At 70.7% G+C, this 23,339-nt stretch carries 21 protein-coding genes; 11 read left to right on the top strand and 10 right to left on the bottom strand.

Annotated features, from left to right (window positions below):
• The first annotated feature begins 506 nt into the window (after positions 1 to 506).
• From BKA14_RS30630 to BKA14_RS30620, 3 genes are all read left to right on the top strand, one after another.
• On the top strand, positions 507 to 902 hold the full coding sequence (locus tag BKA14_RS30630; protein WP_184954263.1) for a hypothetical protein: 396 nt from the start codon (positions 507 to 509) through the stop codon (positions 900 to 902).
• 57 nt (positions 903 to 959) lie between these two features.
• The gene (locus BKA14_RS30625) at positions 960 to 1,337 is read left to right on the top strand and encodes an ArsR/SmtB family transcription factor (protein ID WP_014440216.1); all 378 of its coding nucleotides are present in this window, start codon (positions 960 to 962) and stop codon (positions 1,335 to 1,337) included.
• Between the two features lie 112 nt (positions 1,338 to 1,449).
• Positions 1,450 to 2,124: a class II aldolase/adducin family protein gene (locus tag BKA14_RS30620; RefSeq protein ID WP_184954262.1), complete on the top strand. Its 675-nt coding sequence runs from the start codon at positions 1,450 to 1,452 to the stop codon at positions 2,122 to 2,124.
• Positions 2,125 to 2,396: 272 nt separating this feature from the next.
• Here BKA14_RS30620 and BKA14_RS30615 read toward each other — a convergent pair whose 3' ends face one another.
• The 5 genes from BKA14_RS30615 to BKA14_RS30595 form a co-directional block, all read right to left on the bottom strand.
• Complete coding sequence (locus BKA14_RS30615; protein WP_184957050.1) at positions 2,397 to 3,170, bottom strand: DedA family protein; 774 nt, start codon at positions 3,168 to 3,170, stop codon at positions 2,397 to 2,399.
• A 129-nt stretch (positions 3,171 to 3,299) separates the two neighbouring features.
• Positions 3,300 to 5,789 carry a polynucleotide kinase-phosphatase gene (locus BKA14_RS30610; RefSeq protein ID WP_184954261.1) on the bottom strand — a complete coding sequence of 830 codons (2,490 nt, stop codon included), beginning with the start codon at positions 5,787 to 5,789 and terminating at the stop codon, positions 3,300 to 3,302.
• Positions 5,786 to 7,156, bottom strand: a complete 1,371-nt coding sequence (locus BKA14_RS30605) for a 3' terminal RNA ribose 2'-O-methyltransferase Hen1 (protein WP_184954260.1) — start codon at positions 7,154 to 7,156, stop codon at positions 5,786 to 5,788. Before BKA14_RS30605 ends, BKA14_RS30610 begins: the two co-directional genes overlap by 4 nt.
• A 44-nt stretch (positions 7,157 to 7,200) precedes the next feature.
• Positions 7,201 to 7,383 carry a hypothetical protein gene (locus BKA14_RS30600; RefSeq protein ID WP_184954259.1) on the bottom strand — a complete coding sequence of 61 codons (183 nt, stop codon included), beginning with the start codon at positions 7,381 to 7,383 and terminating at the stop codon, positions 7,201 to 7,203.
• Positions 7,380 to 8,936, bottom strand: coding sequence for a hypothetical protein (locus BKA14_RS30595; RefSeq protein ID WP_184954258.1), 1,557 nt, complete (start codon positions 8,934 to 8,936; stop codon positions 7,380 to 7,382). The genes BKA14_RS30600 and BKA14_RS30595 overlap by 4 nt, the downstream gene beginning before the upstream one ends.
• 171 nt (positions 8,937 to 9,107) lie before the next feature.
• Between BKA14_RS30595 and fbaA the strand changes: the two genes are divergently transcribed.
• Positions 9,108 to 10,133: a class II fructose-bisphosphate aldolase gene (gene fbaA / locus BKA14_RS30590; RefSeq protein WP_184954257.1), complete on the top strand. Its 1,026-nt coding sequence runs from the start codon at positions 9,108 to 9,110 to the stop codon at positions 10,131 to 10,133.
• 104 nt (positions 10,134 to 10,237) lie between these two features.
• Positions 10,238 to 10,771 carry a hypothetical protein gene (locus tag BKA14_RS30585; protein WP_239093109.1) on the top strand — a complete coding sequence of 178 codons (534 nt, stop codon included), beginning with the start codon at positions 10,238 to 10,240 and terminating at the stop codon, positions 10,769 to 10,771.
• On the opposite strand, the gene BKA14_RS30580 is transcribed toward BKA14_RS30585, so the two are convergent.
• A complete protein-coding gene (locus BKA14_RS30580) occupies positions 10,733 to 11,944 on the bottom strand; it encodes an LOG family protein (RefSeq protein ID WP_184954256.1) in 1,212 nt (403 codons plus the stop codon). The two genes, BKA14_RS30585 and BKA14_RS30580, sit on opposite strands and share 39 nt — an antisense overlap.
• 18 nt (positions 11,945 to 11,962) lie before the next feature.
• Here BKA14_RS30580 and BKA14_RS30575 point away from each other — a divergent pair, with 18 nt between their 5' ends.
• Entirely contained in the window at positions 11,963 to 12,982 is a 1,020-nt protein-coding gene (locus tag BKA14_RS30575) for an ADP-ribosylglycohydrolase family protein (RefSeq protein ID WP_184954255.1), read from the top strand.
• Positions 12,983 to 13,033: 51 nt separating this feature from the next.
• Positions 13,034 to 13,456: a DUF3151 domain-containing protein gene (locus BKA14_RS30570; protein WP_184954254.1), complete on the top strand. Its 423-nt coding sequence runs from the start codon at positions 13,034 to 13,036 to the stop codon at positions 13,454 to 13,456.
• 1 nt (position 13,457) lies between these two features.
• Here BKA14_RS30570 and BKA14_RS44425 read toward each other — a convergent pair whose 3' ends face one another.
• From BKA14_RS44425 to BKA14_RS30555, 3 genes are read right to left on the bottom strand one after another with little or no spacing between them, the layout of a single operon-like run.
• The gene (locus BKA14_RS44425; protein WP_184957048.1) at positions 13,458 to 15,704 is read right to left on the bottom strand and encodes a MinD/ParA family ATP-binding protein; all 2,247 of its coding nucleotides are present in this window, start codon (positions 15,702 to 15,704) and stop codon (positions 13,458 to 13,460) included.
• 57 nt (positions 15,705 to 15,761) lie between these two features.
• The gene (locus BKA14_RS30560; protein WP_184954253.1) at positions 15,762 to 16,718 is read right to left on the bottom strand and encodes a diacylglycerol kinase family protein; all 957 of its coding nucleotides are present in this window, start codon (positions 16,716 to 16,718) and stop codon (positions 15,762 to 15,764) included.
• A gap of 1 nt (position 16,719) precedes the next feature.
• Complete coding sequence (locus tag BKA14_RS30555; protein ID WP_184954252.1) at positions 16,720 to 18,012, bottom strand: adenylosuccinate synthase; 1,293 nt, start codon at positions 18,010 to 18,012, stop codon at positions 16,720 to 16,722.
• 119 nt (positions 18,013 to 18,131) lie between these two features.
• On the opposite strand from BKA14_RS30555, the gene purD reads away from it, so the two are divergent.
• The gene (gene purD / locus BKA14_RS30550; protein ID WP_184954251.1) at positions 18,132 to 19,373 is read left to right on the top strand and encodes a phosphoribosylamine--glycine ligase; all 1,242 of its coding nucleotides are present in this window, start codon (positions 18,132 to 18,134) and stop codon (positions 19,371 to 19,373) included.
• Positions 19,374 to 19,419: 46 nt separating this feature from the next.
• On the opposite strand, the gene BKA14_RS30545 is transcribed toward purD, so the two are convergent.
• Positions 19,420 to 19,872: an SCP2 sterol-binding domain-containing protein gene (locus BKA14_RS30545; RefSeq protein ID WP_184954250.1), complete on the bottom strand. Its 453-nt coding sequence runs from the start codon at positions 19,870 to 19,872 to the stop codon at positions 19,420 to 19,422.
• 130 nt (positions 19,873 to 20,002) lie between these two features.
• On the opposite strand from BKA14_RS30545, the gene BKA14_RS30540 reads away from it, so the two are divergent.
• Genes BKA14_RS30540 through purB form a run of 3 tightly spaced genes read left to right on the top strand, consistent with a single transcriptional unit; the run spans position 20,003 to position 23,257 of the window.
• Positions 20,003 to 20,539 carry an ArsR/SmtB family transcription factor gene (locus BKA14_RS30540; RefSeq protein WP_239093107.1) on the top strand — a complete coding sequence of 179 codons (537 nt, stop codon included), beginning with the start codon at positions 20,003 to 20,005 and terminating at the stop codon, positions 20,537 to 20,539.
• On the top strand, positions 20,529 to 21,839 hold the full coding sequence (locus tag BKA14_RS30535) for an MFS transporter (RefSeq protein WP_184954249.1): 1,311 nt from the start codon (positions 20,529 to 20,531) through the stop codon (positions 21,837 to 21,839). The genes BKA14_RS30540 and BKA14_RS30535 overlap by 11 nt, the downstream gene beginning before the upstream one ends.
• The gene (purB, locus tag BKA14_RS30530; RefSeq protein WP_184954248.1) at positions 21,836 to 23,257 is read left to right on the top strand and encodes an adenylosuccinate lyase; all 1,422 of its coding nucleotides are present in this window, start codon (positions 21,836 to 21,838) and stop codon (positions 23,255 to 23,257) included. The genes BKA14_RS30535 and purB overlap by 4 nt, the downstream gene beginning before the upstream one ends.
• Positions 23,258 to 23,339 lie beyond the last annotated feature (82 nt).

The raw sequence follows: 23,339 nt of genomic DNA, 5'->3' as shown, positions 1-23,339 counted from the left end.
GCCGTGGCGGGGCCCGCGGCCGGGTGGTGGTGAGGCGTGTGGCAGGCTGCCGGGGCCTCGACGGGGCCGATGATGAGTTCCGGTCACGTCGGACTCCGGTTGTTACCGGCCAGTTACCCCCTCAATGTGATGGAGTGACCCCTCATATTGATGGGTATGGGTCACCCGAACGGGTAAGTTTCTTCTCCGGAGACGTCCCTCAATCGGCTGTCCGGATAGCGCGCCGGGGCCAGTTGGAGGGGGTTTTTCGCTGACTGGGTAAAGGTCGCCTCCCACGATTCACAGGAGCTTCCCAGCGCCCCGAGCGGGTGATCTGTCGGGGATCGGGCATGTGACGCGGGACATAGGAGCTTTGAGCTGCATCGATGTTCACGGCAACGGGCGAAAGGGACTTCGCAATCTGTAAGGTTTCTTTTTAGATCGACCCAATGCTGTGCGTCAATAGTTACGTTCCGCACCGCCGGGGCGAAAGGTTCCAGTTTCGTTCCAGCCAGTACGCTCGATACATGCAAGCACGCCACGACCTGCGTAAATTCATCACTGAATTGTCCGTCGCGCAGCGTGGCGCCGTGCTTTCATCGGGTCGTGAACTTCCGGTGCCGGGCCGCCTGGGCCGGGGGATCGCGCAGGGTCGTTCGAGGACGTCGTCAGGGCTGGTGCGGGCTCCGGGCGAAACGGATCAGCGATCCGAAAAGGATCGAGGAATTGACAATGTGGGGCGTCTCACTCCCGGGGCGGGGAGGGAGACCTCGACACGGAAGGGCAGCGACCAGACGGCGGCTGAGGCGTTGCAGGAGGCAGAGACCGAAGTCGGTACGGCGGTATCGGTGGGATCGGGGGCTCGGGTTGCCGGCCACTCCGGACCGACCGACCCGGTGATCGACGTCGGCCTTACGGCCTGAAAGTTAGCCGGTTCGTTCCTGCGCACATGCAGGAGAATCGATGCAGTTGGTGGAAGGATGGAGATCGTGGGAACTGCGTTGGCGGAAATGACAATGCCTCAGATCTCGCCGCTTGCCGGCGAGCCAATTGAACGTGCTGACGCTGAGCGTCTGGCGGGTGTGCTCAAGGCCCTCGCCGACCCGGCGCGGCTTCGGCTGCTCAGCCTCATTCAGTCCGCAACGGACGGCGAGGCGTGCGTTTGCGACCTGACGGCTCCCCTGGGGCTGTCGCAGCCCACGGTGAGCCACCACCTGCGGATCCTGACCGAGGCGGGGCTGCTCGAGCGGGAGAAGAGGGGCGTCTGGGCGTACTACCGCCTGGTGCCCACCGCAATCGCGACCATCGCGGACCTGTTGACCCCGCCTCGTAAGCGGGCCACCAAGAAGGCGCGCTGACCGCTTCGCAGGGGTATCGCCTGGCGTCACCGGCATCACGTGGGGCGTGACGCCAGGCAGCAGACCTCTCCGCCTCCAGCAGTCCACCCCCAGGGACCTTCAGGAGTAACGGGTGAACTACGTTCACGGCGATCTGCGCGACCAGCTCGCGTTCGTGGGTTTCGATGTGGTCCAGGCCGGCCTGGTCGCCGGATCGGGTGGAAACCTTTCCGCTCGCATCCCCGACGAGGACGCGATCTGGGTCACCGGCAGCGGTTCGTGGCTCGGCCGGTTGAGCCGGACCACCTTCGCCGCCGTGCGGATCTCGGACGGCTCGCCCGCGACGGTGGGCAGTGTGCCGCCGCCCGCGATCGAGCCGACCAGCGAACTCGCGCTGCACCTGGCGTTGTATCGGGCCCGCCCCGACGTCAACGCCGTCATCCACCTGCATCCGCAGACCGCACTTCTGCTCGATGCACTGGGTGAGCACATTCGGATCGTCACCACCGACCATGCGTACTACCTGCGCCGGGTCTCGACAGTTCCGTTCCGGTTGCCCGGGACGACCGAACTGGCGGCGCTGACCGCCGCGATGGCCGCCGACGGCACCGATTGTCTCGTGCTGAGCCAGCACGGATGCGTGGTGCTGGGCGACTCGATCGAGATCGCGCACAAGCGCGCAAGCAACCTCGAGGAAGCCGCGGAGCTCACATATCGTGCGCTTGCGGCGGGCCGTCTGGAAAACCTCCGTGACTGCCCCGAGGAGTTCCTCGACCGTCTGCACGGCTCTACCGCCGTCACCGTCTGATCAACTCCGGCCGCTCGCTGCCCCGCCCCCGACGGGCACGAGCCGCCCGGAACCGGTCCGGGCCCGCCCCCGGACCGCCGAGCCCATCCCCACCAACGGCCACCAGGCCCACAAAACACGAACGCCCGGCCACCCTCATGGGTTGGCCGGGCGTTGTGCGTGGGTGGGGTGGTGGCCGGCCCGGTGTGGGTGGCCGCGCGTTGTGCGTGGGTGGGGTGGTGGCCGGCCCGGTGAGGGTGGCCGCGCGTTGTGCGGGTGGGAGGCTGCCGAGGTCAGTGGCGGCGGTGGGAGCGGGGGGTGTGGTCGTCGTCCTCGTCTTCGTGGCGGGCTGCTTCGACCAGGCCGGCGATGCTGGCGGCGGCGACGACGCCGATCGCGGCGGACGGCTCGGGCTCCGCGGTGGGGCCGGCCTTCTTCTTGTGCCGGCGTTCACGCAGGATCTCGATGATGATCGGGAGCAGGGAGATCAGCACGATCAGCGCGACCACGGGCAGGATGTAGCGGTCGATGTGGTCGCCGATGGCGTCGTAGATCTGCTGGGCCAGCACGCGCCCGACAATGATGATGCCGTCGGTCCAGAGGATCGCGCCGACGATGTTCCACAGGAGGAACGTCTTGGCCGGCATGCCGAGCGTGCCCGCCACCGGGTTGAGGAACGTGCGCACGATCGGGATGAAGCGGGCCAGCACCACGGCCTTGGCCGGGCCGAACTTCTCGAAGTAGTACTCCGCCTTCTCGACGTACTCCTTCTTGAAGAGCTTCGACTCCGGTTTGTCGAACATCCGCGTGCCGTAGCGCGCGCCCAGCCAGTGGCCGAGCTGGGCGCCCACGATCGCGCAGATCGGGGCGCCGATCAGCAGGCCCACGAACGAGAGCTGCGTGCCCTCGCCGAAGATCGAATCGGCCACCGGGGAGGCGGCGACGCCGGCCAGGAACAGCAGCGAGTCGCCCGGGAAGAAGAACCCGACCAGCAGGCCCGTCTCCGCAAACATGATCACCCAGACCCCGATGAGGCCGAAGGTGTGCAGCAGATCCTTCGGATCCATGGGGTTGAAGGCGAGGTTGTCGCCAAGAGCGCGCAGGGTCACGAGGAGTCAGGGTACCGCCAGATTCCTACGCCTTTCGTGTCTGATTCTTGTGAGAACCGTTTGTGAGCGAAGACCCGACCGAAAGGATCACAGCCGGGGGTCCACCGGCTCCGATTCGGTGGCCAGGATCGCGAAGACCACCTCGTGGATGCGCCACAGCGGCGCCCCCTCGGCCAGCCGGTCGAGCGCGGCCAGACCCATCCCGTGTTCACGCAGTGCCATGTTGCGCTTACGCCCGAGGTTGCGCCGGCGCAGCCGTTCGAGCTGCTCGGGCCGGGTGTATTCGGGGCCGTAGATGATCCGCAGATATTCGCGACCGCGGCACTTCACGCCGGGCTGGACGAGCCGGCCGCGATGGTCTGCAGCGGAGAGCCCGGCCCACGGCTTGACCACCATGCCTTCCCCGCCGGTCGCGGTCAGCTCCAGCCACCACTGCGTCGCGGCCGCCTCCGAGGCCGGGTCGGCCAGGTCGACGATCATGCGCCGGGTCGGGGTGAAGAGTCCCGGGTCGGCCGCCACCAGCTTGTCGGCCTGGGCCAGGTGCCACCCGTGGTCGCGGTCCGCGTACGAGATCCCGTCCCCGGCCAGCACCGCGAACGGGGCCAGCGTGACCCCGTCCAGCCCGTCGGTGGGCCGCACGTACGACCGGTACGCCGCCGAGTAGCCGTCGATCTCGTCCACCCGCAGCGACAGCCGGTCGCGCAGCCCGGCCACGTCGAGCCCCCGCGCGGCGACCTGCTCGACCACGTCGAGGGCGGCCGGCAGCGCGGCTCGTCCGGCCGCGCCCACCCCGGCGTACCGGTCGCGGATCAGCCCGGCCGCCTTGGCCGACCAGGGCAGCAGTTCGGCGTCGATGAGCAGCCAGTCGGTGCCGAGCTCGTCGAAGAGGCCGGCGCAGGCGGCGCGCACGCGGGCCAGCAGCGGCTCGTCGAGCTCGGGTCCGAAGAACGGCCTTCCCGTACGGGTCCAGATCGCGTCCTGGGGCGAACCGGAGCGCGACACCCGGACGACCGCCCGTGACCCCATGTGCTTCTCCTCGCACACGACCGTGGCCACGCCCGCTGTACGCATGTCGTCGAACGCCGTCGCCGGGTGCTCGAGGTAGCCGTCGAGCGTCGACGTCGAGCACGGCGCCATGGTCGGCGGCAGCCAGACCAGGGTGGCCGGGTCGAGGGCGAACCGGCTCATCACTTCGAGGGCGGCGGCCGAGTTCTCGGCGGGCACGGTGACCCGGCCGTACTTGTAGTCGAGGTGCCGGCGCCCCGTGACGTCGGTGATGTCCAGTTCGGAGTCCGGCCGTGCGGGTGCGAAAAGCGGCCGCACGGGCGCGTAGTACTCGCGCGCCGCCGGCACGGACACCAGCTCGCGCGTCGGCCAGCGCAGGGCCGTCAGTGAGCCGCCGAACACGCATCCGGTGTCGAGGCAGATCGTGTTGTTGATCCATTCCGGCTTCGGGGTCGGGGTGTGCCCGTAGACCACGGCGGCGGAACCGCGGTAGTCGCGGGCCCACGGGTAGCGCACCGGCAGCCCGTACTCGTCGGTCTCGCCGGTCGTCTCGCCGTAGAGCGCGAAGCTGCGCACCCGCCCCGAGGCCCGCCCGTGATACGCCTCCTTGAGCCCGGCGTGGGCCACCACGAGGTTGCCCCGGTCGAGCACGTAGTGGCTGACCAGTCCCTCGATGAACGTCTTGACCGACTCGACGAAGGAAGGATCTTCGGCCGCCAGCTGCTCGAGGGTTTCCGGCAGCCCGTGGGTGAGCTGCACGTTGCGCCCGTTGAGCTTGCGGGCCAGCTTCTGCTCGTGGTTGCCGGGCACGCACAGCGCGTTCCCACTGGCCACCATGCCCATCACCAGCCGCAGCACCCCCGGCGAGTCGGGCCCGCGGTCGACCAGGTCGCCCACGAACACCGCCGTCCGGGAGTCGTGCGCGGCGTCGATCGGCCGCCCCGAGCCGTCCCGGGTCAGCACGTAGCCCAGCCGTTCGAGCAACGTCTCCAGCTCGGCCCGGCAGCCGTGCACGTCGCCGATGATGTCGAACGGCCCGGTCACGTCACGCTTGTCGTTGAACAGCCGCTCGTAGCGGATCTCGGCCGCCGCGATCGCCTCCGGCCCGCGCAGCACGTGCACCTTGCGGAAGCCTTCGCGGGCCAGCGAGCCCACCGATCGTCGCAGGTCACGGTGCATGCGGGCGAGCACCGGGCGACCGAAGTCGCGGTCGGCCCGGGCCTCGGTGCGCTCCCAGGCCAGCGCCTCGGGCACGTCGAGGACGATCGCCACCGGCAGCACGTCGTGCTCGCGGGCCACCCGCACCAGCTCGGCGCGGCCGTGCTTCTGCAGGTTGGTCGCGTCGACCACGGTCAGGCGGCCGGCCGCGAGGCGCTTGCCCGCGACGTAGTGCAGCGCGTCGAAGGCGTCGGCCGACGCGGACTGGTCGTTCTCGTCGTCGGCGATCAGCCCTCGGAAGTAGTCGGACGACAACACCTGGGTCGGCCGGAAGTGCGTACGGGCGAAGGTGGATTTGCCCGAGCCGGAGATGCCGACCAGGGCCACGAGCGCGAGCTCCGGAATGTCGATCATGCGGCGGACACCTCCGTCGTGAAGAGGGCGAGCTGGGTGGGGGAGCCGGTGGCGGGGTCGAGTTCACCGACGGGACGCAGCGAGACCGTATAGCCGTACGTCGAAGCGACGCGGGACGCCCAGGCGGCGAACTCGGCCCGGGTCCACTCGAAGCGGTGGTCGGAGTGCCGCATGCCGGTCAGCCCCTCGTAGTTGACGTTGTATTCGACGTTCGGCGTGGTCACCACGACCGTGCCGGGGTGCGCGTGCCCGAACACGCTCGACTCCAGCGCGGGCAGCCGCGGCGGGTCGATGTGCTCGATGACCTCCATCAGCACAGCCGCGTCGTAGCCCCGCAGCCGGTCGTCGCGGTAGGTCAGCGCGGACTGCCACAGCTTGATCCGGTCGCGCTGCCGCTCGGGCAGGCGGTCGAGGCGCAGCTTGCGGGCCGCGATCTCGAGCGAGCGGGACGACACGTCGGTGCCGACGATCTCGGTGAGGCGCCGGTCCTTGAGCAGGGCCGTGAGCAGCGCGCCGCCACCGCAGCCGAGGTCGAGCACGCGGGTGGCGCCGACCTCGGTCAGGGCGGCCAGCACTGCCTCACGCCGCTGCTCGGCGAGCGACTGCCGGCGTACGACGGGAAGTTCCGCATCTTCCTCGGCGGGCGGCTCCTCGGCCTCCTCGCCCTCCAGCTGCTGCAGGGCCGTCGTGGTCAGAGCCCGCTTGTGGGCCAGGTAGCGGCGGGCGATCAGCACCTTCTCGGGGTGGCCGGCGAGCCAGCCCGCACCCGAGCGCAGCAGCTTCTCGATCTCGTCGGGGGCCACCCAGTAGTGCTTGGCGTCGTCGAGGACGGGCAGCAGCACGTACAGGTGGTTGAGGGCCGCGGTGACCGTGACCTCACCGCTCAGCTCGAGATCGACGTAGCGGCTGTCCCCGCCCAGGGCGGGCTCGAGCGGGATCGGCGTGGCCGTGACGGTCCACCCGAGCGGCTCGAACAGCTTCGCCGCCAGCTCGGCCGAACCGCGCAGCACCGGCACCCGGATCCGCAGCGGCAGGGGAGTGCCGACCAGCTCGGGGCGGTCCTTGGAGGCGCCGCGCAGCGCGCTGCGGAACACCTTGGCCAGCGCGCTCGCGAGCAGGCTGGAGGCGGCGTACGGCCGGTCGTTGACGAACTGGGAAAGCTCGAAGGCATCCTGGCGGCCCCGCAATCGCTGCGGGTCGACGTCGAGCAGCAGCGCCGCCGTGCAGCGCTCCTCGGTCGCCTCGGGGTACATCACGTACGCCGTACCGGTCGGCACGTCGAACGAGTGCACCCGGTCAGGATGCTTGACCAGCAGGTAACCGAGGTCGGTGGCCGGCCGGCGCGTGGTCGTCAGGGTGAGCAGCACGCCCTTGATGATGGGCGTTCACCCCGATCTTGGGCGAGCAAATATCAGCGATACTCGTCGTCGTCGCGGACGATCTCGCTCTGCTCCTGGGCGTCCCACTCGGGTGTCTCGACGCTTGTTTCACCCCGGCTGGGTGCGCGGTCGTCGTCGTCGGGGATGACGTCGGCCCACTGCTCGGCGGCGTCCGCCTCGGGCGTTTCCAGGCCGACGTTACGTGGTTGCGTCATGAGGCGTCCTTCCGATCGCGGTCCGGGCCACTTGCCCCACCAGCATGCTCGCAAAACGGCCGCCGCACCCCCAGTACGGTCAGCACTGTTCCCGCCACGAGCAGCAACAGACCCGTCAGCGCCGTCCACCCCACGGGCGGCCCGGTGATCGGCAGCGCCACGCACGGCGCGCCGGCGACGTCGACCGTCAGCGTGGCGATGCTGCGCGCCGGCGGGACGTTGCCGTCGGCGTCGGCCAGCCGTACGGGAATCTCGATCTGCCCGGGGTCGCCGCACTGCGCCGTGACCTCCATGCCGATCGGGAAGGTTGTCCGCTGCCCGGCCCCGACATCGTCGCGGAGCAGGCAGAGCAGCACCTCCGGGGCTTCGTCGGGAAAGCACAGCTCGGGGGCGGAGTTCCGCGTGACGTTGCTGGGCAGCCGCATGGTGACGACGAGGCGATTGTTCGGGAACAGCGACGGGCGCAGCGTTCCCGGCCCGAAGTTTGTGAAGCCTGGTGAGAGGGTCAGCCGGTCACCGACCGCGGCCGTGCGCCGAAGCCCGGCCGCGGCGATGGCGGGCCGCCGCTTCCCGGTCACGGTGAACGTCAGGAAGCTGTGGCTGTTGTCGGGGCGTACGTCGGCTTGGGGTTGATCGTCCTGGGCGGCGGCCAGCGCTTGCAGGGTGAGCGGGGCGCCCGTGCCGGGAGTGCCGTAACCGTCAAGGGGTGACTCGTCGAACTCCGTCCTGGTGATCCACGCGTACGTGATCTGGGTCAGGCTGCCTGGAACGGTGTCGGCCGGCGAGCTCAGCGTGAGGGACTTGGCGGGGGCGTAGCTGGTGTTCGCGGCCAGCGCCGTGTCGAACGTGCAGATCAGGCCAGTGCCGTAGCGGCAGTTGCGGTAGGACGTCTTGCCGAGCAGCCGGGGGTCGGCGTCGACCACGAGGGCGACGCCGGTGACCACAGCCGATCCCTGGTTGTGAACCGTCGGCGCGAACATGACCGCCCGGCCCGGTGCCGCTTTCAGCTGCCGATCCTCGCCCGCCACCAGGTCGACGCCCTGGCCCACGCGAAACTCCGACGTCGAGGTGCCGACCGGCCCGTCACCGAGTTTCGCGGTCACCGTGACGGCCGCGCTGTCACCCTCCTTCGCGGTCTTCTTGGGCGTCACCGAGAGCACGACGGGGACGTCGAGCATCCCGGCCGACGTGAACGTCGCGTTCCAGGAGCAGAAAACCTTCCCACCCGTACGCCGGCAGGGCTCCTCCTCGTCCGAGTCGAGCACCGCGGGGGGTTCGCCGCCGGTCACCAAGATCCCCGTCAGCGCGACGTCGGCGAACGCCGTGGCCGCGTCCAGGTCGACGGTCATCTCCAGCCGCTCCAGCTGGCCGGCCACTACGTTGCTCGCGCGCACCCGGAGCAGCGTGTCCTTCTCCGGGCCGGCCGGGGCCAGAGTGACCCGGCCCAGGTAGGGCTCCGCCGTGGGCGCGGGATCGGGCGCGGCCGTGGCCGGCGCCGACGGCAGCAGGAGCAGGAAGAGGATGGCCGCGAACGTCCGACCGAACGATTGCATGCACGGAGCGTAAATCGCCCTCTATGTCCTGTGCGCCGGATTCCCGGGAAGGTTGCGGGGTCATTTCCCATCGTCGGAACGCCTACGGAATACTTGCGTGCTGGAGGACAGCGCGGTCCTGCCCTCTGTCTCCGGCAGTCGAAAGCTAAGCAAAGAGCAAGGAGCGCACCGATGCCCATCGCTTCTCCCGAGGTCTACGCCGAGATGCTGGACCGCGCCAAGGCGGGCGCGTTCGCCTACCCGGCGATCAACGTGACGTCCTCGCAGACGCTCAACGCGGCCCTGCAGGGCTTCGCCGAGGCCGGCAGCGACGGCATCGTGCAGATCTCCACCGGTGGCGCGGAGTACGCGTCCGGCCCCACCGTCAAAAACATGATCACCGGTGCGGTCGCGCTCGCCGAGTACGCCACCGAGGTCGCCAAGAACTACCCGATCAACATCGCGCTGCACACCGACCACTGCCCGAAGAACAAGCTCGACGGGTACGTCCGGCCCCTGCTCGCGCTGAGCAAGGAGCGCGTGGCCAACGGCAAGGCGCCGCTGTTCCAGTCGCACATGTGGGACGGCTCGGCCGTGCCGGTCGACGAGAACCTGCAGATCGCCGAGGAGCTCCTCAAGGACGCCGCGGCCGCGCACATCATCCTCGAGATCGAGGTCGGCGTGGTCGGTGGCGAGGAGGACGGCGTCTCGGCCGCGATCGACGACAAGCTCTACTCCACCGTCGAGGACGGCCTGGCCACCGCGGCCGCGCTCGGCCTGGGCGAGAAGGGCCGCTACATGACGGCCCTGACCTTCGGCAACGTGCACGGCGTCTACAAGCCGGGCAACGTCAAGCTGCGCCCCGAGATCCTCAAGGAGATCCAGGACGCGGTCGGCGCCAAGTACGGCAAGGAAAAGCCGTTCGACCTGGTCTTCCACGGTGGTTCGGGTTCGCTGCTGTCCGAGATCCACGGCGCCCTGGACTTCGGCGTGGTCAAGATGAACATCGACACCGACACGCAGTACGCGTTCACCCGCCCGGTGGTCGACCACATCATGAAGAACTACGACGGCGTCCTGAAGATCGACGGCGAGGTCGGCAACAAGAAGGCGTACGACCCCCGCGCCTGGGGCAAGCTGGCCGAGGCGGGCCTGGCCCAGCGTGTCGTCGAGGCCTGCGAGCACCTGCGTTCCTCGGGCACCACCCTCTCGAAGTAATCGAGAAGTAGTCGATCGGTTACGGCCGGTCCCCATCCTGGGGGACCGGCCGTCTTCGTGTTGCCGGGTTACTCAGAGGTATGTATACGATCGATCCTTCCCTGGTGAGGAGGATCAAGATCGTGCTCGGCATCGAGGGTTACGAACCCGAGTGGCACCATGATGCCGACGCGCTCGCGGCCGTCCACCGCACGAGGTTTGTGCGGCTCATCGGGCGGAAGCTGCGATCCAGCTGGCTGATGTGGGACATGGCCGAGCGCGGCTGGTTCGCCGACGGCCCGGTGATCCTCGACTTTGGAACCACGCACGTCGAGATTACCCATCGTAAGTTCGACGAGTGCGCCATCACCTGGGACAAGATCGACCTGAACGTCCCGATCGACTGGTACGAGCACTTCGACTGGCGCCCCGACCCACACGCCGCCCTGCGGCACGCCCGCGGGTGCGTCCTGCGCGCGGTCAACATCATCGAACTGGTCACCGCGGCCGAGTGGCGGCCCCGGATCCTGCACGCCGTCGAGTTCCTCTTCGACGGCGCGCGGCTGGCCATTTACAACGCGATGGACGAGAACGGCATCAACGACGTGCCCGAGACCGACCTACCCGTGACCAACTGGCGCCGGGTCCACGTCGCCTGAGCCGGACAACGCGGCCATCGCCTCGTCGAGCGAGTCGGTGACCACGACCAGGTCCGACTGATCCCCGTGCGGGCTGCGGGCCAGCAGCGGCCGCAGCAGCTCCTCCACCGGCAGCTGCCGCCAGTGGTCGACGCCCAGGAACACGAACGCGCCGGACGGCCCGTCGGTCCGGTAGAACGTCTTCGTCGCCGCCTGGAAGATCTCCTGCACCGTGCCGGCCCACCCGGGCGCGAAGACGATGCCGCCCCGCGAGAGGCGGAGGATCGAATCCTCCCGTACGGCGTTGGAGAAATACTTGCCGATCTGACCGGCGAACAGGTTGGCCGGCTCGTGACCGTAGAGCCAGGTCGGCAGGGCCAGCCCGCCGTGACGCAGATCGGACGGCGCGGGGAATTGCGCCCGTACGGCCAGAGCGGCCGCGGTGTAGGGATCGTGATCGGCGAAGTGGGGCGCGGCCGACAGCTCGCCGATCGCCGTGTCGAGCTCCTCCGCCGTACGGGCCGAGAAATACGACCCCAGGTTGGCCGCCTCCATCACGCCCGGGCCGCCACCGGTCACCACCAGCCGCCCGGCCGCGGCCAGCCGCCACGACAGGGTCGCCGCCATCCGGTACGCCGCCGAGCCGCGCGGCGCCGCGTGCCCGCCCATGATGCCGACGGCCCCGGCCCGGCCGCGCGCGGCGACCCAGGCCGCCAAGGCCTTGCCCAGCGCGTTGTCGATGCCGGCATCGTGCAGCCGCTGGGCGAGGGCCTCGCGGATGTCCGGCGTCGCCCCACCGTGCCGCACGAAGTGGTCGTAGACGATCGTGTCGAACATGCCGGCGAACCGTTCGGTCGCGAACCCGGACGCCAGGTCGTCCGGCGTGTAGAGGGTCGCCGGATGGGTCGGATAGGGCCGCGCGTCGAACGGCGGGATCACGTGCGCGCCCCGCCGGATCAGGTCGATCTCGACGTCGTCGTCGGCCAGCCGGCAGCCCACGAACAGCGTGCCCGTCACGTCGACGTCGTCCAGCGCGGGCGGGTCGAGGTCGAGCCGCAACCCGAGGACCACCAGGTCTTTGAGGGACTTGGCGGCCAGGTGGACGTCGAGTTCGGCCCGCGACTCGATCTCGGAGGCGGTGGCGTCGAACGGGACAGGGCCGCCGAGCACGGGCTGTAAGGGGTCGCCGGACATGACCGTAGGGTAGCCACCGTGCAAAACGTCGCGGGATCGCTCTACGGACTGGCCTACGGGGACGCGCTCGGCAAACCCACCGAGTTCCAGGACTACGCCACCATCGTCGCCCGCTACGGCCCCGGCGGCCCGCGCGAACTGATCGGCCGGCCCGCGCTCGTCACCGACGACACCCAGATGGCGCTCGCGGTCGGCGAGGCGATGCTGGCCGCCCCCGAGATCACGCCCGCCGCGCTGGAACCGCTGCTGCGCCAGGCCTTCCTCGACTGGGCCGTCAGCCCCGACAACAACCGCGCGCCCGGCCACACCTGCCTGCAGGCCTGCGCGGCCCTCAGCGACGGGCGGCCGTGGCAGCAGGCGACGGTGGCCGGCTCCAAAGGCTGCGGCGCCAACATGCGGGTCACCCCGGTCGGCCTGCACCCCGGCCTCGACGAGGACCAGCGGGCCGGCCTGGCCCAGCTGCAGGCCGGGCTCACCCACGGACACCCCACCGGGCTGGCCGCGAGCGAACTGACCGCGTACGCGTGCTGGTGGCTCGCCAGTGGGCTGGCCCCCGGCGACCTGCTCGCGGCGCTGCGCGAACGGGCCGACAGCCAGCGCAAGACCTATCGCGAGGAGTGGCTCGGCGCCCTGTGGCAGCAGCCCGGGGTCAGCACGCCCGAGCAGTTCATCGCACGCGGCTGGGACGAGACGGCCACCGCTCTCGACCGGGTCCGCGACGCGCTCGCGGCCGGCAACTACGCCGGCGACCCGTGCCTGGCCACCGGCGCGGGCTGGATCGCCGAGGAGGCGCTGGCCACCGCGCTGTACTGCTACCTGATCTCACCCGACGAGCCGGTGGCCGTGCTGGGCCGGGGCGCGGCCTCCTCCGGCGACTCCGACTCGATCGCGTGCCTGGCCGGAGCGTTCGCCGGCGCCTCGCTGGGCCTGGACGCGTGGCCCGCGGCGTGGCGATTCCAGATCGAATACACCGATCGGCTCACCCACATCGCCGAGGCCTGGGACCACGGCGCTGAACTCTCGGCGAATCGTGGGTGATCTCCAGCGCCCCGGCGGAATGCATCGCGGCCCGACCGGTTGAATAGGGTCATGCAGAACCTGCTTCCCGAGCCCCCGGCCACCAAGCTGCCCGCCGACACCGAGGCCGACAAGGCCCTCGCTGAGGCCACCGCGACCGGCACCACCGTCGCCCTCAAGACCGTCGCGGCGGCGCACCCGGCCTACAGCGGTGGCTGGGCCGCCCTCGCGGCCGACGCGCTGGCGGCCGACGAGCCGGTGACCGCGTACGCGTACGCCCGCACCGGCTACCACCGCGGCCTCGACGCGCTGCGCCGCAACGGGTGGAAGGGGCACGGGCCCATCCCCTGGGCGCACGCACCCAACCAGGGGTTCCTGCGCTGCCTGCACTCGCTGTCCCAGGCCGCGGCCGAGATCGGCGAGGCCGACGAGGCGGCGCGCTGCGCTCAGTTCCTGCGCGACAGCGACCCGGCGGCGGCCGACGCCCTGACCTGACCTACAGGCCCTCCGCTACGGCTGCGGCGATCTTGAGCCAGGCGTCCTTGGTGTTGGCGCTCAGGTGGCCGTAGCGGATGGGCTCACCCGAGTCGATGAGCTTCTCGTACGGGGCCAGCAGGACCGCACGGGTGCGGGCGGCGAAGTGGCGCTGGATGGCCGGCAGGTCGATGTCCTTGCGGGTGGGGGGCATCGAGACGACGCTGACGGCCTGACGCACCAGACGCTGGCGGCCACTCTGCTCCAAGTGGTCGAGCATGCGGGCGGCAGTCTCGGCCGAGTCGTTACGGGCCGACATCGTGATCACCAGCTGGTCGGTGGCGTCCATGGCCGCCTGCCAGTTCTGGGCCCGCACGTTGTTGCCGGTGTCCACGAAGATCAATTTGTAGAACCGGCTCACGATCTCCCGGATCTCGCCGAACGCGTCGGCCGTGAGCATCTCGCCCGCCGTGGCCGACTCGTCCGAGGCGAGCACGTCGAACATGCCCTCGCCCTGCGCCCGAACGTATTGCGAAAGATCACCGACCCGGCCGTGCGAGCCACGGAACAGGTGCAGGTCGCGCATCATGTCGCGCACCGTACGGGCGTGGAAGTCCTGCTGGGCGCGCATGCCGAGCGTGCCCTGGGTCTCGTTGTTGTCCCAGGCCAGCACATAGCCGCCGCGCTTCTGCCCGAACGTCATGGCCAGCAACAACACGGCCACGGTCTTGCCGGCGCCGCCCTTGGGGTTGACGACGGTGACCTGGCGCAGCCCGCCGAAATTGCGGCGGACCATCTCGACGTCCTGCTTGAACTCCTGCTCACGCTTGCCCGGGGCCAGCTTGACCAGGCCCATCGTGCCCTTACGGAGGATCGCCCGGGCACCCTGGGTGGCCACCGGGTCGGCCGGCTTGGCCATCCGGCGGCGCGCGAACTCCTCGGCCGTCGGCGTGCCGTCGGAAACCCACGGCAGATCCTGGAACGGATCGGTCGACGGCTGCGGGGCGGGGGTCGGCGCGGGCGGATGGGCCATCGCGCGCGGATCCATGGTCGGTGGGTAGGGGCCTTGCCGCGGCGGCATGGGCTGCTGAGGGTAGGGCTGCCCGTAGTGGTGCGGCGGATACGACTGCGGGCCGTGCTGCGGCCCCTGTTGCGGCGCGCCCGACTGCGGATGCGGGCCTTGCTGTGGCGCGCCCGATTGCGGGTACGGGCCTTGCTGTGGCGCGCCCGATTGCGGGTACGGCCCATGCTGCGGTGCGCCCGACTGCGGGTGCGGACCTTGCTGTGGCGCGCCCGACTGCGGGTGCGGCCCATGCTGTGGCACGCCCAATTGCGGGTGCGGGCCATTCTGCGGCGCGCCCGGTTGCGGGTGCGGACTCTGCTGCGCACGCCCGTCCTGGCGGGGCACACCTGGCTGCGGGTGCGGACCCTCAGGTGGCGCGCCTGGCAGCGGGTGCGGCCCTTGATGCGGCGCGCCCGGTTGCGGGTGGGGGCCGGGCTGCTGCGGTACGCCGGCCGCGCCGCGCGTGGGCGGCGGAGTGGCCGGACGGTAGACCGGGCCGTTCGACGGCTCCTCGGCGGTTGTCCACCCCTCGTCGTCGGTGGACGGCTGCTGCAACTCGGATCGGGTGCCCGGTGTCGAGGCAGCGCCGGGTTGGGCTCGGTCGATCGGTGTCGTGGCCGTGCGGGGCTGGGGCCGCTCGATCGGTGCCGAGGTCGTGCCCGGCTGGGCCGGCTCGATCGGCGTCGAGGCTGTGCCCGGGGGACGCTCGACCGGCATGGGGGCGGCGCCCCGACCGGCTCCGGCCGCCTCCGCGCCGGGCCGATGCGGCGGCTGCGACCAGGGCGAATCCGGCGAACTGTGCACACCGGACTCCGGACCGTCGGTCGACGCCGGTGCGGCCGAGGTGGGGCCGGCCGCGGGCCCCGGATCCGGGCGCGCCTGTGGCTCCAGGTTGGGCCAGGCCTGCGTCGGCGGCGGGGTCGGGTGGTTGGCGGGCCGCGGCGCCGGGACCTGGATGTGGGCGGCCGGCGGCAGCGGCACGGACGGCGGAGGCGGCACCGGAATGCGCTCACCCGGCCGATACATCCCCGAGGCGCCGTTCTGCGGCAGTGGCACCGGGGGCGGGGCCTCGTGGGGCACGGGCCGGCCGTGCACCGGGGCTTCCAGCTCCTCCTCCGCCCAGAACGGTTCCACGTCCCGGTCGGGCGGCGCGGGGTTGTTGGACGTGCCCGGGACGTAGACGCGGTCAGCGTCCTCGTCCTCCACCGGTGCCACTGATGCAACCCTCCCCAGGATGCTCGTACCTGCGTACTACACAGTAGGTCAGCTCGCGTAGACCGCCCAGGCCCCGGCCTCGGTCCACCACGAGCGCTTGCGGCTCATCGCGCCGCCCACGCCGTCGTCGAGGAAGTGGATCTCGCCGTCGCGGGGGAGCACCGACACCGCCCGGCCGCGGGCCCGGCGCACCTCCACGCGCATCTTCGAGCCGCGGAAGCGTTGTTTGATCACCGTGGGCACGGCCACCGCGACCTCGACCTGGCCGTCCACCGCGTCGCCGTCGGCCAGCAGCCGCATGCCGGCGAACTCCGCGTAGCCCGCGCTGTTGCCGATCGCGCAGGCCAGGATGGGGTCGTCGCCGTTGGTGAGCACGGCGTCGTCGACTTCGACCCGGCCCCGCCACGGCACCGCGTGCCCGTCGTCGTCCATGCCGCCGACCAGTGCGCCGTCCACGGTGACCGAGCCGCCGTCGTTGCGCAGCAGGTCGAGCCGCCGGGCCGAGCCGTTGAGCACCGCGGCCGCAACTGCTTCCGGCGTACGGGGGAGGTTGAGCTGGGCGGCCAGATCCGTGGTGCTGCTCGGGTCGAGCGGCAGGATCGCCAGCGGCGGCAGGTCGGGCACCGTGCGGCCGGCGGGCAGGTCGGCGGGCCGTTTGCTGGGTGGCGGGGCGTAGCGGCGGACCAGCCGGCGCACGACCGCGCGCAGCTGCCCGTCGGTCGACGAGGCCACCACCAGTCGCCGGGTGCTTTGGGCGTCGGGCCAGGTCAGCCCGTCGGGCCGGGGCGGCGCGTCGAACCGCGCGATGACCTCGTCGATCTCCTGATCGGAGGCCGCCGTGATCGTCTCGACCCGGGCGCCGGCCGCGGTGAGCGCGTCGGCGCACTTGAGCACCGGCACCCGTGGGGCGCAGGCCGTGGCCGGGGCGCAACCGCCGCACCCGTCACCGCACGCGCCCCCGGAGCCCTGACCCTCGGCCAGGCTGAGCAGTACCACGTCGTACATGTCAGGCCTCGCTCAGAACCGAGTGCCGCTCGATGACCTGGTCGCGCGCGGGGCCGACCCCGACCACCGAGATGCGGGCCCGGATCCGTTCCTCCACGAAGACCACGAAGTCCTGCGCCTCCTTGGGCAGGTCGTCGAAGGACCGCGCGCCGGAGATGTTCTGCTTCCAGCCGGGCATCGTCTCGAAGATCGGGATCGCGTGGTGGAAGTCGGACTGGCTGATCGGCATCTCGTCGTGCCGGACACCGTTCACTTCGTACGCGATGCAGACCGGGATCTCGTCGAGGTCGTCGTAGTTGTCCAGCTTGGTCAGCACGAAGTCGGTGACGCCGTTGACCCGCTGCGCGTACCGGGCCATGACCAGGTCGAGCCAGCCGATCCGGCGGGGGCGGCCGGTGGTGGTGCCGTATTCCTGGCCGACCTCGCGCAGGTGGTCGCCGAACTTGTCGTGCAGCTCGGTCGGGAACGGACCCTCGCCGACGCGCGACGTGAACGCCTTGAGCACCGCGACGACCCGGTCGATGCGGGTGGGCGGGATGCCGGAACCCGTGCAGGCGCCCCCGGCGGTCGCGTTCGAGCTGGTCACGAACGGGTAGGTGCCGTGGTCGACGTCGAGCAGGGTGGCTTGGCCGGCCTCGCACAGCACGACCTTGCCGGCGTCGATCGCGTCGGAGAGCTCGAGTGCGGTGTCACCCACGTACGGGCGGAGTCTTTCGACATAAGACAGCAGCTCGGTGACGACGTCGTCGACCTTGACGGCCTGCCGGTTGTAGATCTTCGAGAGCACCTGGTTCTTGAAGGACAGGGCCGCCTCGACCTTCTGCCGCAGGATCGACTCGTCGAAGAGGTCCTGGATGCGCACGCCGACACGGTTCATCTTGTCGGCGTAGGTCGGGCCGATGCCGCGGCCGGTCGTGCCGATCCGCCGGGCGCCCAGGTAACGCTCGCTGACCTTGTCCAGCGTGCGGTTGTAGGACGCGATGACGTGCGCGTTGGCGCTGATCCGCAGGCGCGACGTGTCGATGCCGCGCGACTCGAGCCCGTCGATCTCCTGGAACAGCACGTTGAGATCGATCACCACGCCGTTGCCGATCACCGGGACCACGCCCGGGGACAGGATGCCGCTCGGCAACAGGTGCAGCGCGTATTTCTCGCCCTCGATCACGACGGTGTGACCGGCGTTGTTGCCGCCGTTGAACTTCACCACGTAGTCGAGCCGGTCCCCCAGCAGGTCAGTGGCCTTGCCCTTGCCCTCGTCGCCCCACTGGGCGCCGACCAACACGATCACCGGCACTTGCTTGACGCCTTCCGTCGAACAGGTCGTACTCGGCAGAGGTCCGGGTACTGCCGAAGTTTACGCGACTGCCCTGCTGTGCGACGTGGGGAAGCGGAGCGCCGGTAGGATCGCCCGTCGTGCGCGTACTTCTGATCGGTTCCGGCGGCCGCGAACACGCCCTCGCCGTCGGCCTCGCCGCCGACCCCTCCGTCAGCTATCTGGCCGCCGCCCCCGGCAACCCGGGCATCGCCCAGGTCGCCGAGCTGCACCCGGTCACGGCCACCGACCCGGCCGCCGTGGCCGCGCTGGCCGTCGAGCTCGCGGCCGACCTGGTCGTGGTCGGTCCGGAGGCGCCGCTGGTGGCCGGGGTGGCCGACGCCGTACGGGCCAAGGGCATCGCCTGTTTCGGCCCGAGCGCCGCGGCGGCCCAGCTCGAGGGGTCGAAGGCGTTCGCCAAGGACGTGATGGCGGCGGCCGGGGTGCCGACCGCCCGCTCGTACGCCTGCACCGACGCGGCCGCGGTGGGCCGCGCCCTCGACGACCTCGGCGCCCCGTACGTGGTCAAGAACGACGGTCTGGCCGCCGGCAAGGGTGTGGTCGTGACCGACGACCGCGACGCGGCCGAGCGGCACGCGGCCGACTGCGGCGCGGTCGTGATCGAGGAATACCTGTCCGGTCCCGAGGTCTCCCTGTTCGTGATCACCGACGGCACGACCGCCGTCCCGCTGATGCCGGCGCAGGACTTCAAGCGGCTGGGCGACGGCGACGCCGGTCCCAACACCGGCGGCATGGGCGCCTACGCCCCGCTGACCTGGGCGCCCAAGGATCTCGTGCCCCGCGTGCTGCTGGAGACGGTGGAGCCGACACTGGCCGAGATGCGCCGCCGCGGCACCCCGTTCGCCGGTCTGCTCTACGTCGGACTCGCGCTGACCCCCGACGGCCCCAAGGTCATCGAGTTCAACGCGCGCTTCGGCGACCCCGAGACGCAGGTGGTGCTGGCCCTGCTCGAGACGCCGCTGGGTGGGCTGCTCAACGCGGCCGCCACCGGCACGCTGGCCCAGCAGCCGCGGCTGACCTGGCGGGACGGCGCCGCGATCACGGTCGTGGTGGCCAGTGCGAACTATCCGGCCACCCCGCGTACGGGCGACGTGATCGAGGGCGCCGAGGTGCCCGGTGTGATCCACGCGGGGACGGCCCGGCGTACGGACGGCGCTCTCGTCTCCGCCGGTGGCCGCGTGTTGAGCGTGACCGCGACCGGAACCGACCTGGCGTCCGCCCGCGACGCCGCGTACGCGCTGGTCGACGGCGTACGCCTGGACGGCGCTCAGTTCCGGCGGGACATCGCGCTGGCCGCCGTCGAGGGCCGCATCACGCTGTGACGTCGTGCAGGGGCGCCCGGTGGGCGCTCCCTGCACGTAATGAGCGTCAGGCCTTGGGGATGTCGAAGAGCTTGGCCACGTTGGCCGCCAGGCCCAGGTCACCCTTCGCCTTGATCTTGCCGGTCATGAACAGCATCATCGGGTTGCCGTCGCCCGAGACGACCTTGAGGAACGTCACTGCGTCCATCGTCATGGCCAGCTTCGGGTCGCGCACGGGCTGGTTGGTGACCGTGCAGGCGCCGTTCTCGATCACCGTCTCGTAGGTGTCGCTCGCGCCGCCGGCGCCGCCCGTGATGATCCAGTGGATCACCGCGGTGGTGTTTCCGGCCTTCTCGGGGCGGAACAGGGTGGGCATCCGGTTGAAGACCTCGTCGAGGATCTTGGCGCGTGAGTCACCGGCCATCACCTCGGCCAGCTTGGCGTCCGGCGTCGCCTTGACGAGCTGCGCGAACTCCTTGGGCCCGATGGAGGCGAGCGAGTCCGGGTTGAAATCAGTCATCGGTGGTGACCTTTCAGGCTGAGTCTACCTACTCGTCGGTAACTTTAGCGGCTTCGCCGCTCGCACGTGCAGTGTGCCACCCCCAAACAACCGTTGGACAGTCGCCCGGTCGTGTCCTAAACTCCCCAACATGTCTTTGGGAGAGGGGAGCGCCGCGCTCCGCGCGATGGCTCATCCCGTACGGCTGCGGATCATGGCGCTGCTCACCGGTGCGCCCATGACCGCGGCCGAGGTGGCCCGCGAGCTGGGGCTCACGCACGCCAACGCCAGCTATCACCTGCGCAACCTGCACTCGGCAGGCATGATCGTCGCCGCCGGCGAGGAGAAGATCCGGGGCGGAGTGGCCAAGCGGTACCGCTACGACGCCGCCCGCGACGTCGCGCCCAACACTCCCGAGGAGCGGCAGGCGCTCTATCGCTCGGTCGGCAACGAGCTGATCCGGCGCACCGCCGAGGGTCGCTTCGACGGGAAGGGACGTCCGCTCGTCGGGCTGATCGGCGACGGCGAGTTCTGGATCGAGACCGAGAAGTGGCAGGAGATCCGGGACCGGATCGCCGCCGCCGTCCACGAACTGCACGAGGCGGCCCGGCCGGCGCACACCCCCGGCGCCATCCGCACCAGCACCACCGTGGCGATGTTCGAGATGGAGTCCCCCGATGAGCGATAACTTCGCACCGTTGCGCCACGTCGCGTTCCGCTTCCTCATCGCCGGGCGCACCATCAACGCGCTGGGCAACTCGTTCGCGCCGATCGCGCTGGCCTTCGCCGTGCTCGACCTGACCGGCTCGGCCACCGACCTCGGGCTGGTGGTCGGCGCCCGCACCGTGGTCAACGTGGTCTTCCTGCTCTTCGGCGGCGTGCTGGCCGACCGCATGCCCAAGCACCTGCTGATGGTCGGGGCCAGTGCGGCCGCGGCCGTGACCCAGGCGGCGGTGGCGGCCCTCGTGCTCACCGGCACGGCCACCGTCCCGATCCTGATGGCGCTGGGCGCGATCAACGGCATGGTCGGGGCGCTCGCGCTGCCGGCGAGCTCGTCGATCCTGCCGTTGACCGTGCCGGCCGAGATCCGTCAGCAGGCCAACGCGTTCAACCGGCTGTCGCTCAACGCTGCGGCCATCCTCGGCGCGCCGCTGGCCGGGATCGTCGTCGCGGCGACCAACCCGGGCTGGGGGATCGCGTTCGACGCGGCCACCTTCGGCCTGTCCGCCCTGCTGTTCCTGCCGCTGCGCCGGGTCACCGGCAGGTCCCGGCCGTCCGAGCCGGCCGAGGGGGTCATCGGCGACGAGAAGACGCCCGGCGCGGCCGCTGTCGAGCCGTCCCGGCCGAATATCTTCGCCGACCTGCGCACCGGCTGGTCCGAGTTCCGCGCCCGCACCTGGCTCTGGGCCGTGGTGGCCGCCTTCGCCGTGATCAACGCGGCCTGGGCCGGCAGCCTGTTCGTGCTGGGCCCGGTCGTCGCCGACGACACCATCGGCCGCCGGGCCTGGGGGCTGGTGCTCGCCGCGCAGACCGGCGGCATGATCCTGGGCGCGCTGATCGCGATGCGTCTGCGGCTTCGGCGGTTCCTGCTGTTCGGCGCGGTCAGCACGTTCGGCATGGCGATCCCGGTCTTCCTGCTCGGGGCCTATCCGCACATCTGGGCGCTGATGGCCGGAGCCCTGGTCTCGGGTCTGATGCTCGAGCAATTCGGAGTGGCGTGGGAGACGACGATGCAGGAGCACATCCCGGCCGACAAACTGGCCCGGGTCTATTCGTACGACATGGTCGGGTCGTTCGTGGCCCTGCCGATCGGCGAGATGGCGATCGGCCCCATCTCCCACGTGGCCGGGGTCCGGGCCACCCTGATCGGTGCGGCCGTGCTGATCACCCTCGCGGTCGCCGGCATGTTGATCAGCCGGGGTGTCCGTACCCTGCCGCACAAGCTGCCCGAACCGTCGTCGGGCACCGTGAAAGAATCAGTCGCGTGACCATCCCGAACGTCCTAGCCGCCCGTTACGCCTCCGCCGACCTCGTCGCCCTGTGGTCCCCGGAGGAGAAGATCCGGATGGAGCGCCGCCTCTGGCTGGCCGTCCTCCGGGCCCAGCGCGATCTCGGCGTGGCCGTGCCGTCCGGCGCCGTGGAGGCGTACGAGTCGGTGCTCGACCAGGTCGACCTGGAGTCGATCGCGGCCCGCGAGCGCGTCACCCGGCACGACGTCAAGGCGCGCATCGAGGAGTTCAGTGCCCTAGCCGGCTTCGAGCAGATCCACAAGGGAATGACCTCGCGCGACCTCACCGAGAACGTCGAGCAGCTGCAGGTCAAGGCCTCGCTCGAGCTGATCCGGGGGCGCGTGATCGCCACGCTGGCCCGGCTCACCGAGCGCGCGGTCGAATACTCCGACCTGGTCCTGACCGGCCGCTCGCACAATGTCGCAGCCCAGGCCACCACGCTGGGCAAGCGGTTCGCCTCGGCCGCCGAGGAACTACTGATCGCGTACGAGCGACTCGACGACCTGATCGCGCGCTACCCGCTGCGGGGCATCAAGGGCCCGGTCGGCACCGCCGCCGACCAGCTCGACCTGCTCGACGGTGACTTCGAGGCGCTGGCCGCGCTGGAGCATCGGGTCGCCGGCCACCTCGGCTTCGAGCGGGTGCTGAGCAGCGTCGGCCAGGTCTATCCGCGCTCGCTCGACTTCGACGTCGTGTCGGCGCTGGCCCAGATCGTCGCGGGGCCGTCGTCGCTGGCCACCACGATCCGCCTGATGGTCGGCCAGGAACTGGTGACCGAGGGCTTCAAGTCGGGCCAGGTCGGCTCGTCGGCGATGCCGCACAAGATGAACACGCGCTCGTCGGAGCGGGTCAACGGCCTGGCTGTGATCGTCCGCGGCTACCTGTCGATGGTCGGCGAGCTGGCCGGTGACCAGTGGAACGAGGGTGACGTCTCGTGCTCGGTGGTGCGGCGGGTCGCGCTGCCCGACGCGTTCTTCGCCACCGACGGACTGTTCCAGACGTTCCTCACGGTGCTCGACGAGTTCGGCGCCTACCCCGCGGTGATCGCGCGTGAGCTCGACCGGTTCCTGCCGTTCCTCGCCACGACCAAGATCCTGGTGGCCGCCGTCCGTAAGGGGGTCGGTCGCGAGGTCGCCCACGAGGTGATCAAGGAGCACGCCGTCGCCGTAGCGCTCGCCATGCGGGAGAAGGGCGCCGCCGTGAACGACCTCTTCGACCGGCTCGCCACCGACGGCCGGCTCAAGCTGACCCGGGCCGAGATCGACACCCTGGTGGCCGACCGGGCCGCTTTCGTGGGCGCCGCGCCGACGCAGGTCCGCTCGGTGGCCGACCGGGTCGCGACGATCGTGGCCGCGCACCCCGAGGCCGCGAAGTACGCTCCCGCTCCCATTCTCTGAGCTTTGCCGCTGGGGCACGGCGGAGATCATCATCACGCCGCGCCCCGGCGGAGCTCGTGCCGTGCGGCGGCGGGGCGGCCAC

The sequence above is a fragment of the Paractinoplanes abujensis genome, from assembly GCF_014204895.1.
GTDB classification, from domain to species: domain Bacteria; phylum Actinomycetota; class Actinomycetes; order Mycobacteriales; family Micromonosporaceae; genus Actinoplanes; species Actinoplanes abujensis.
The sequence above is the reverse complement of the archived record's forward strand: the minus strand, read 5'-3'. Positions and strand labels throughout refer to the sequence as shown.

Bases quoted from the DNA above. Each gene is read 5' to 3' on its own strand.
- BKA14_RS30630 (WP_184954263.1), top strand. From the start codon at position 507: ATGCAAGCACGCCACGACCTGCGTAAATTCATCACTGAATTGTCCGTC.
- BKA14_RS30625 (WP_014440216.1), top strand. From the start codon at position 960: ATGGAGATCGTGGGAACTGCGTTGGCGGAAATGACAATGCCTCAGATC.
- BKA14_RS30615 (WP_184957050.1), bottom strand. From the start codon at position 3,170: ATGGATCCGAAGGATCTGCTGCACACCTTCGGCCTCATCGGGGTCTGG.
- BKA14_RS30610 (WP_184954261.1), bottom strand. From the start codon at position 5,789: ATGATCGACATTCCGGAGCTCGCGCTCGTGGCCCTGGTCGGCATCTCC.
- BKA14_RS30600 (WP_184954259.1), bottom strand. From the start codon at position 7,383: ATGACGCAACCACGTAACGTCGGCCTGGAAACGCCCGAGGCGGACGCC.
- BKA14_RS30595 (WP_184954258.1), bottom strand. From the start codon at position 8,936: ATGCAATCGTTCGGTCGGACGTTCGCGGCCATCCTCTTCCTGCTCCTG.
- fbaA (WP_184954257.1), top strand. From the start codon at position 9,108: ATGCCCATCGCTTCTCCCGAGGTCTACGCCGAGATGCTGGACCGCGCC.
- BKA14_RS30580 (WP_184954256.1), bottom strand. From the start codon at position 11,944: ATGTCCGGCGACCCCTTACAGCCCGTGCTCGGCGGCCCTGTCCCGTTC.
- BKA14_RS30570 (WP_184954254.1), top strand. From the start codon at position 13,034: ATGCAGAACCTGCTTCCCGAGCCCCCGGCCACCAAGCTGCCCGCCGAC.
- BKA14_RS30560 (WP_184954253.1), bottom strand. From the start codon at position 16,718: ATGTACGACGTGGTACTGCTCAGCCTGGCCGAGGGTCAGGGCTCCGGG.
- BKA14_RS30545 (WP_184954250.1), bottom strand. From the start codon at position 19,872: ATGACTGATTTCAACCCGGACTCGCTCGCCTCCATCGGGCCCAAGGAG.
- BKA14_RS30540 (WP_239093107.1), top strand. From the start codon at position 20,003: ATGTCTTTGGGAGAGGGGAGCGCCGCGCTCCGCGCGATGGCTCATCCC.
- BKA14_RS30535 (WP_184954249.1), top strand. From the start codon at position 20,529: ATGAGCGATAACTTCGCACCGTTGCGCCACGTCGCGTTCCGCTTCCTC.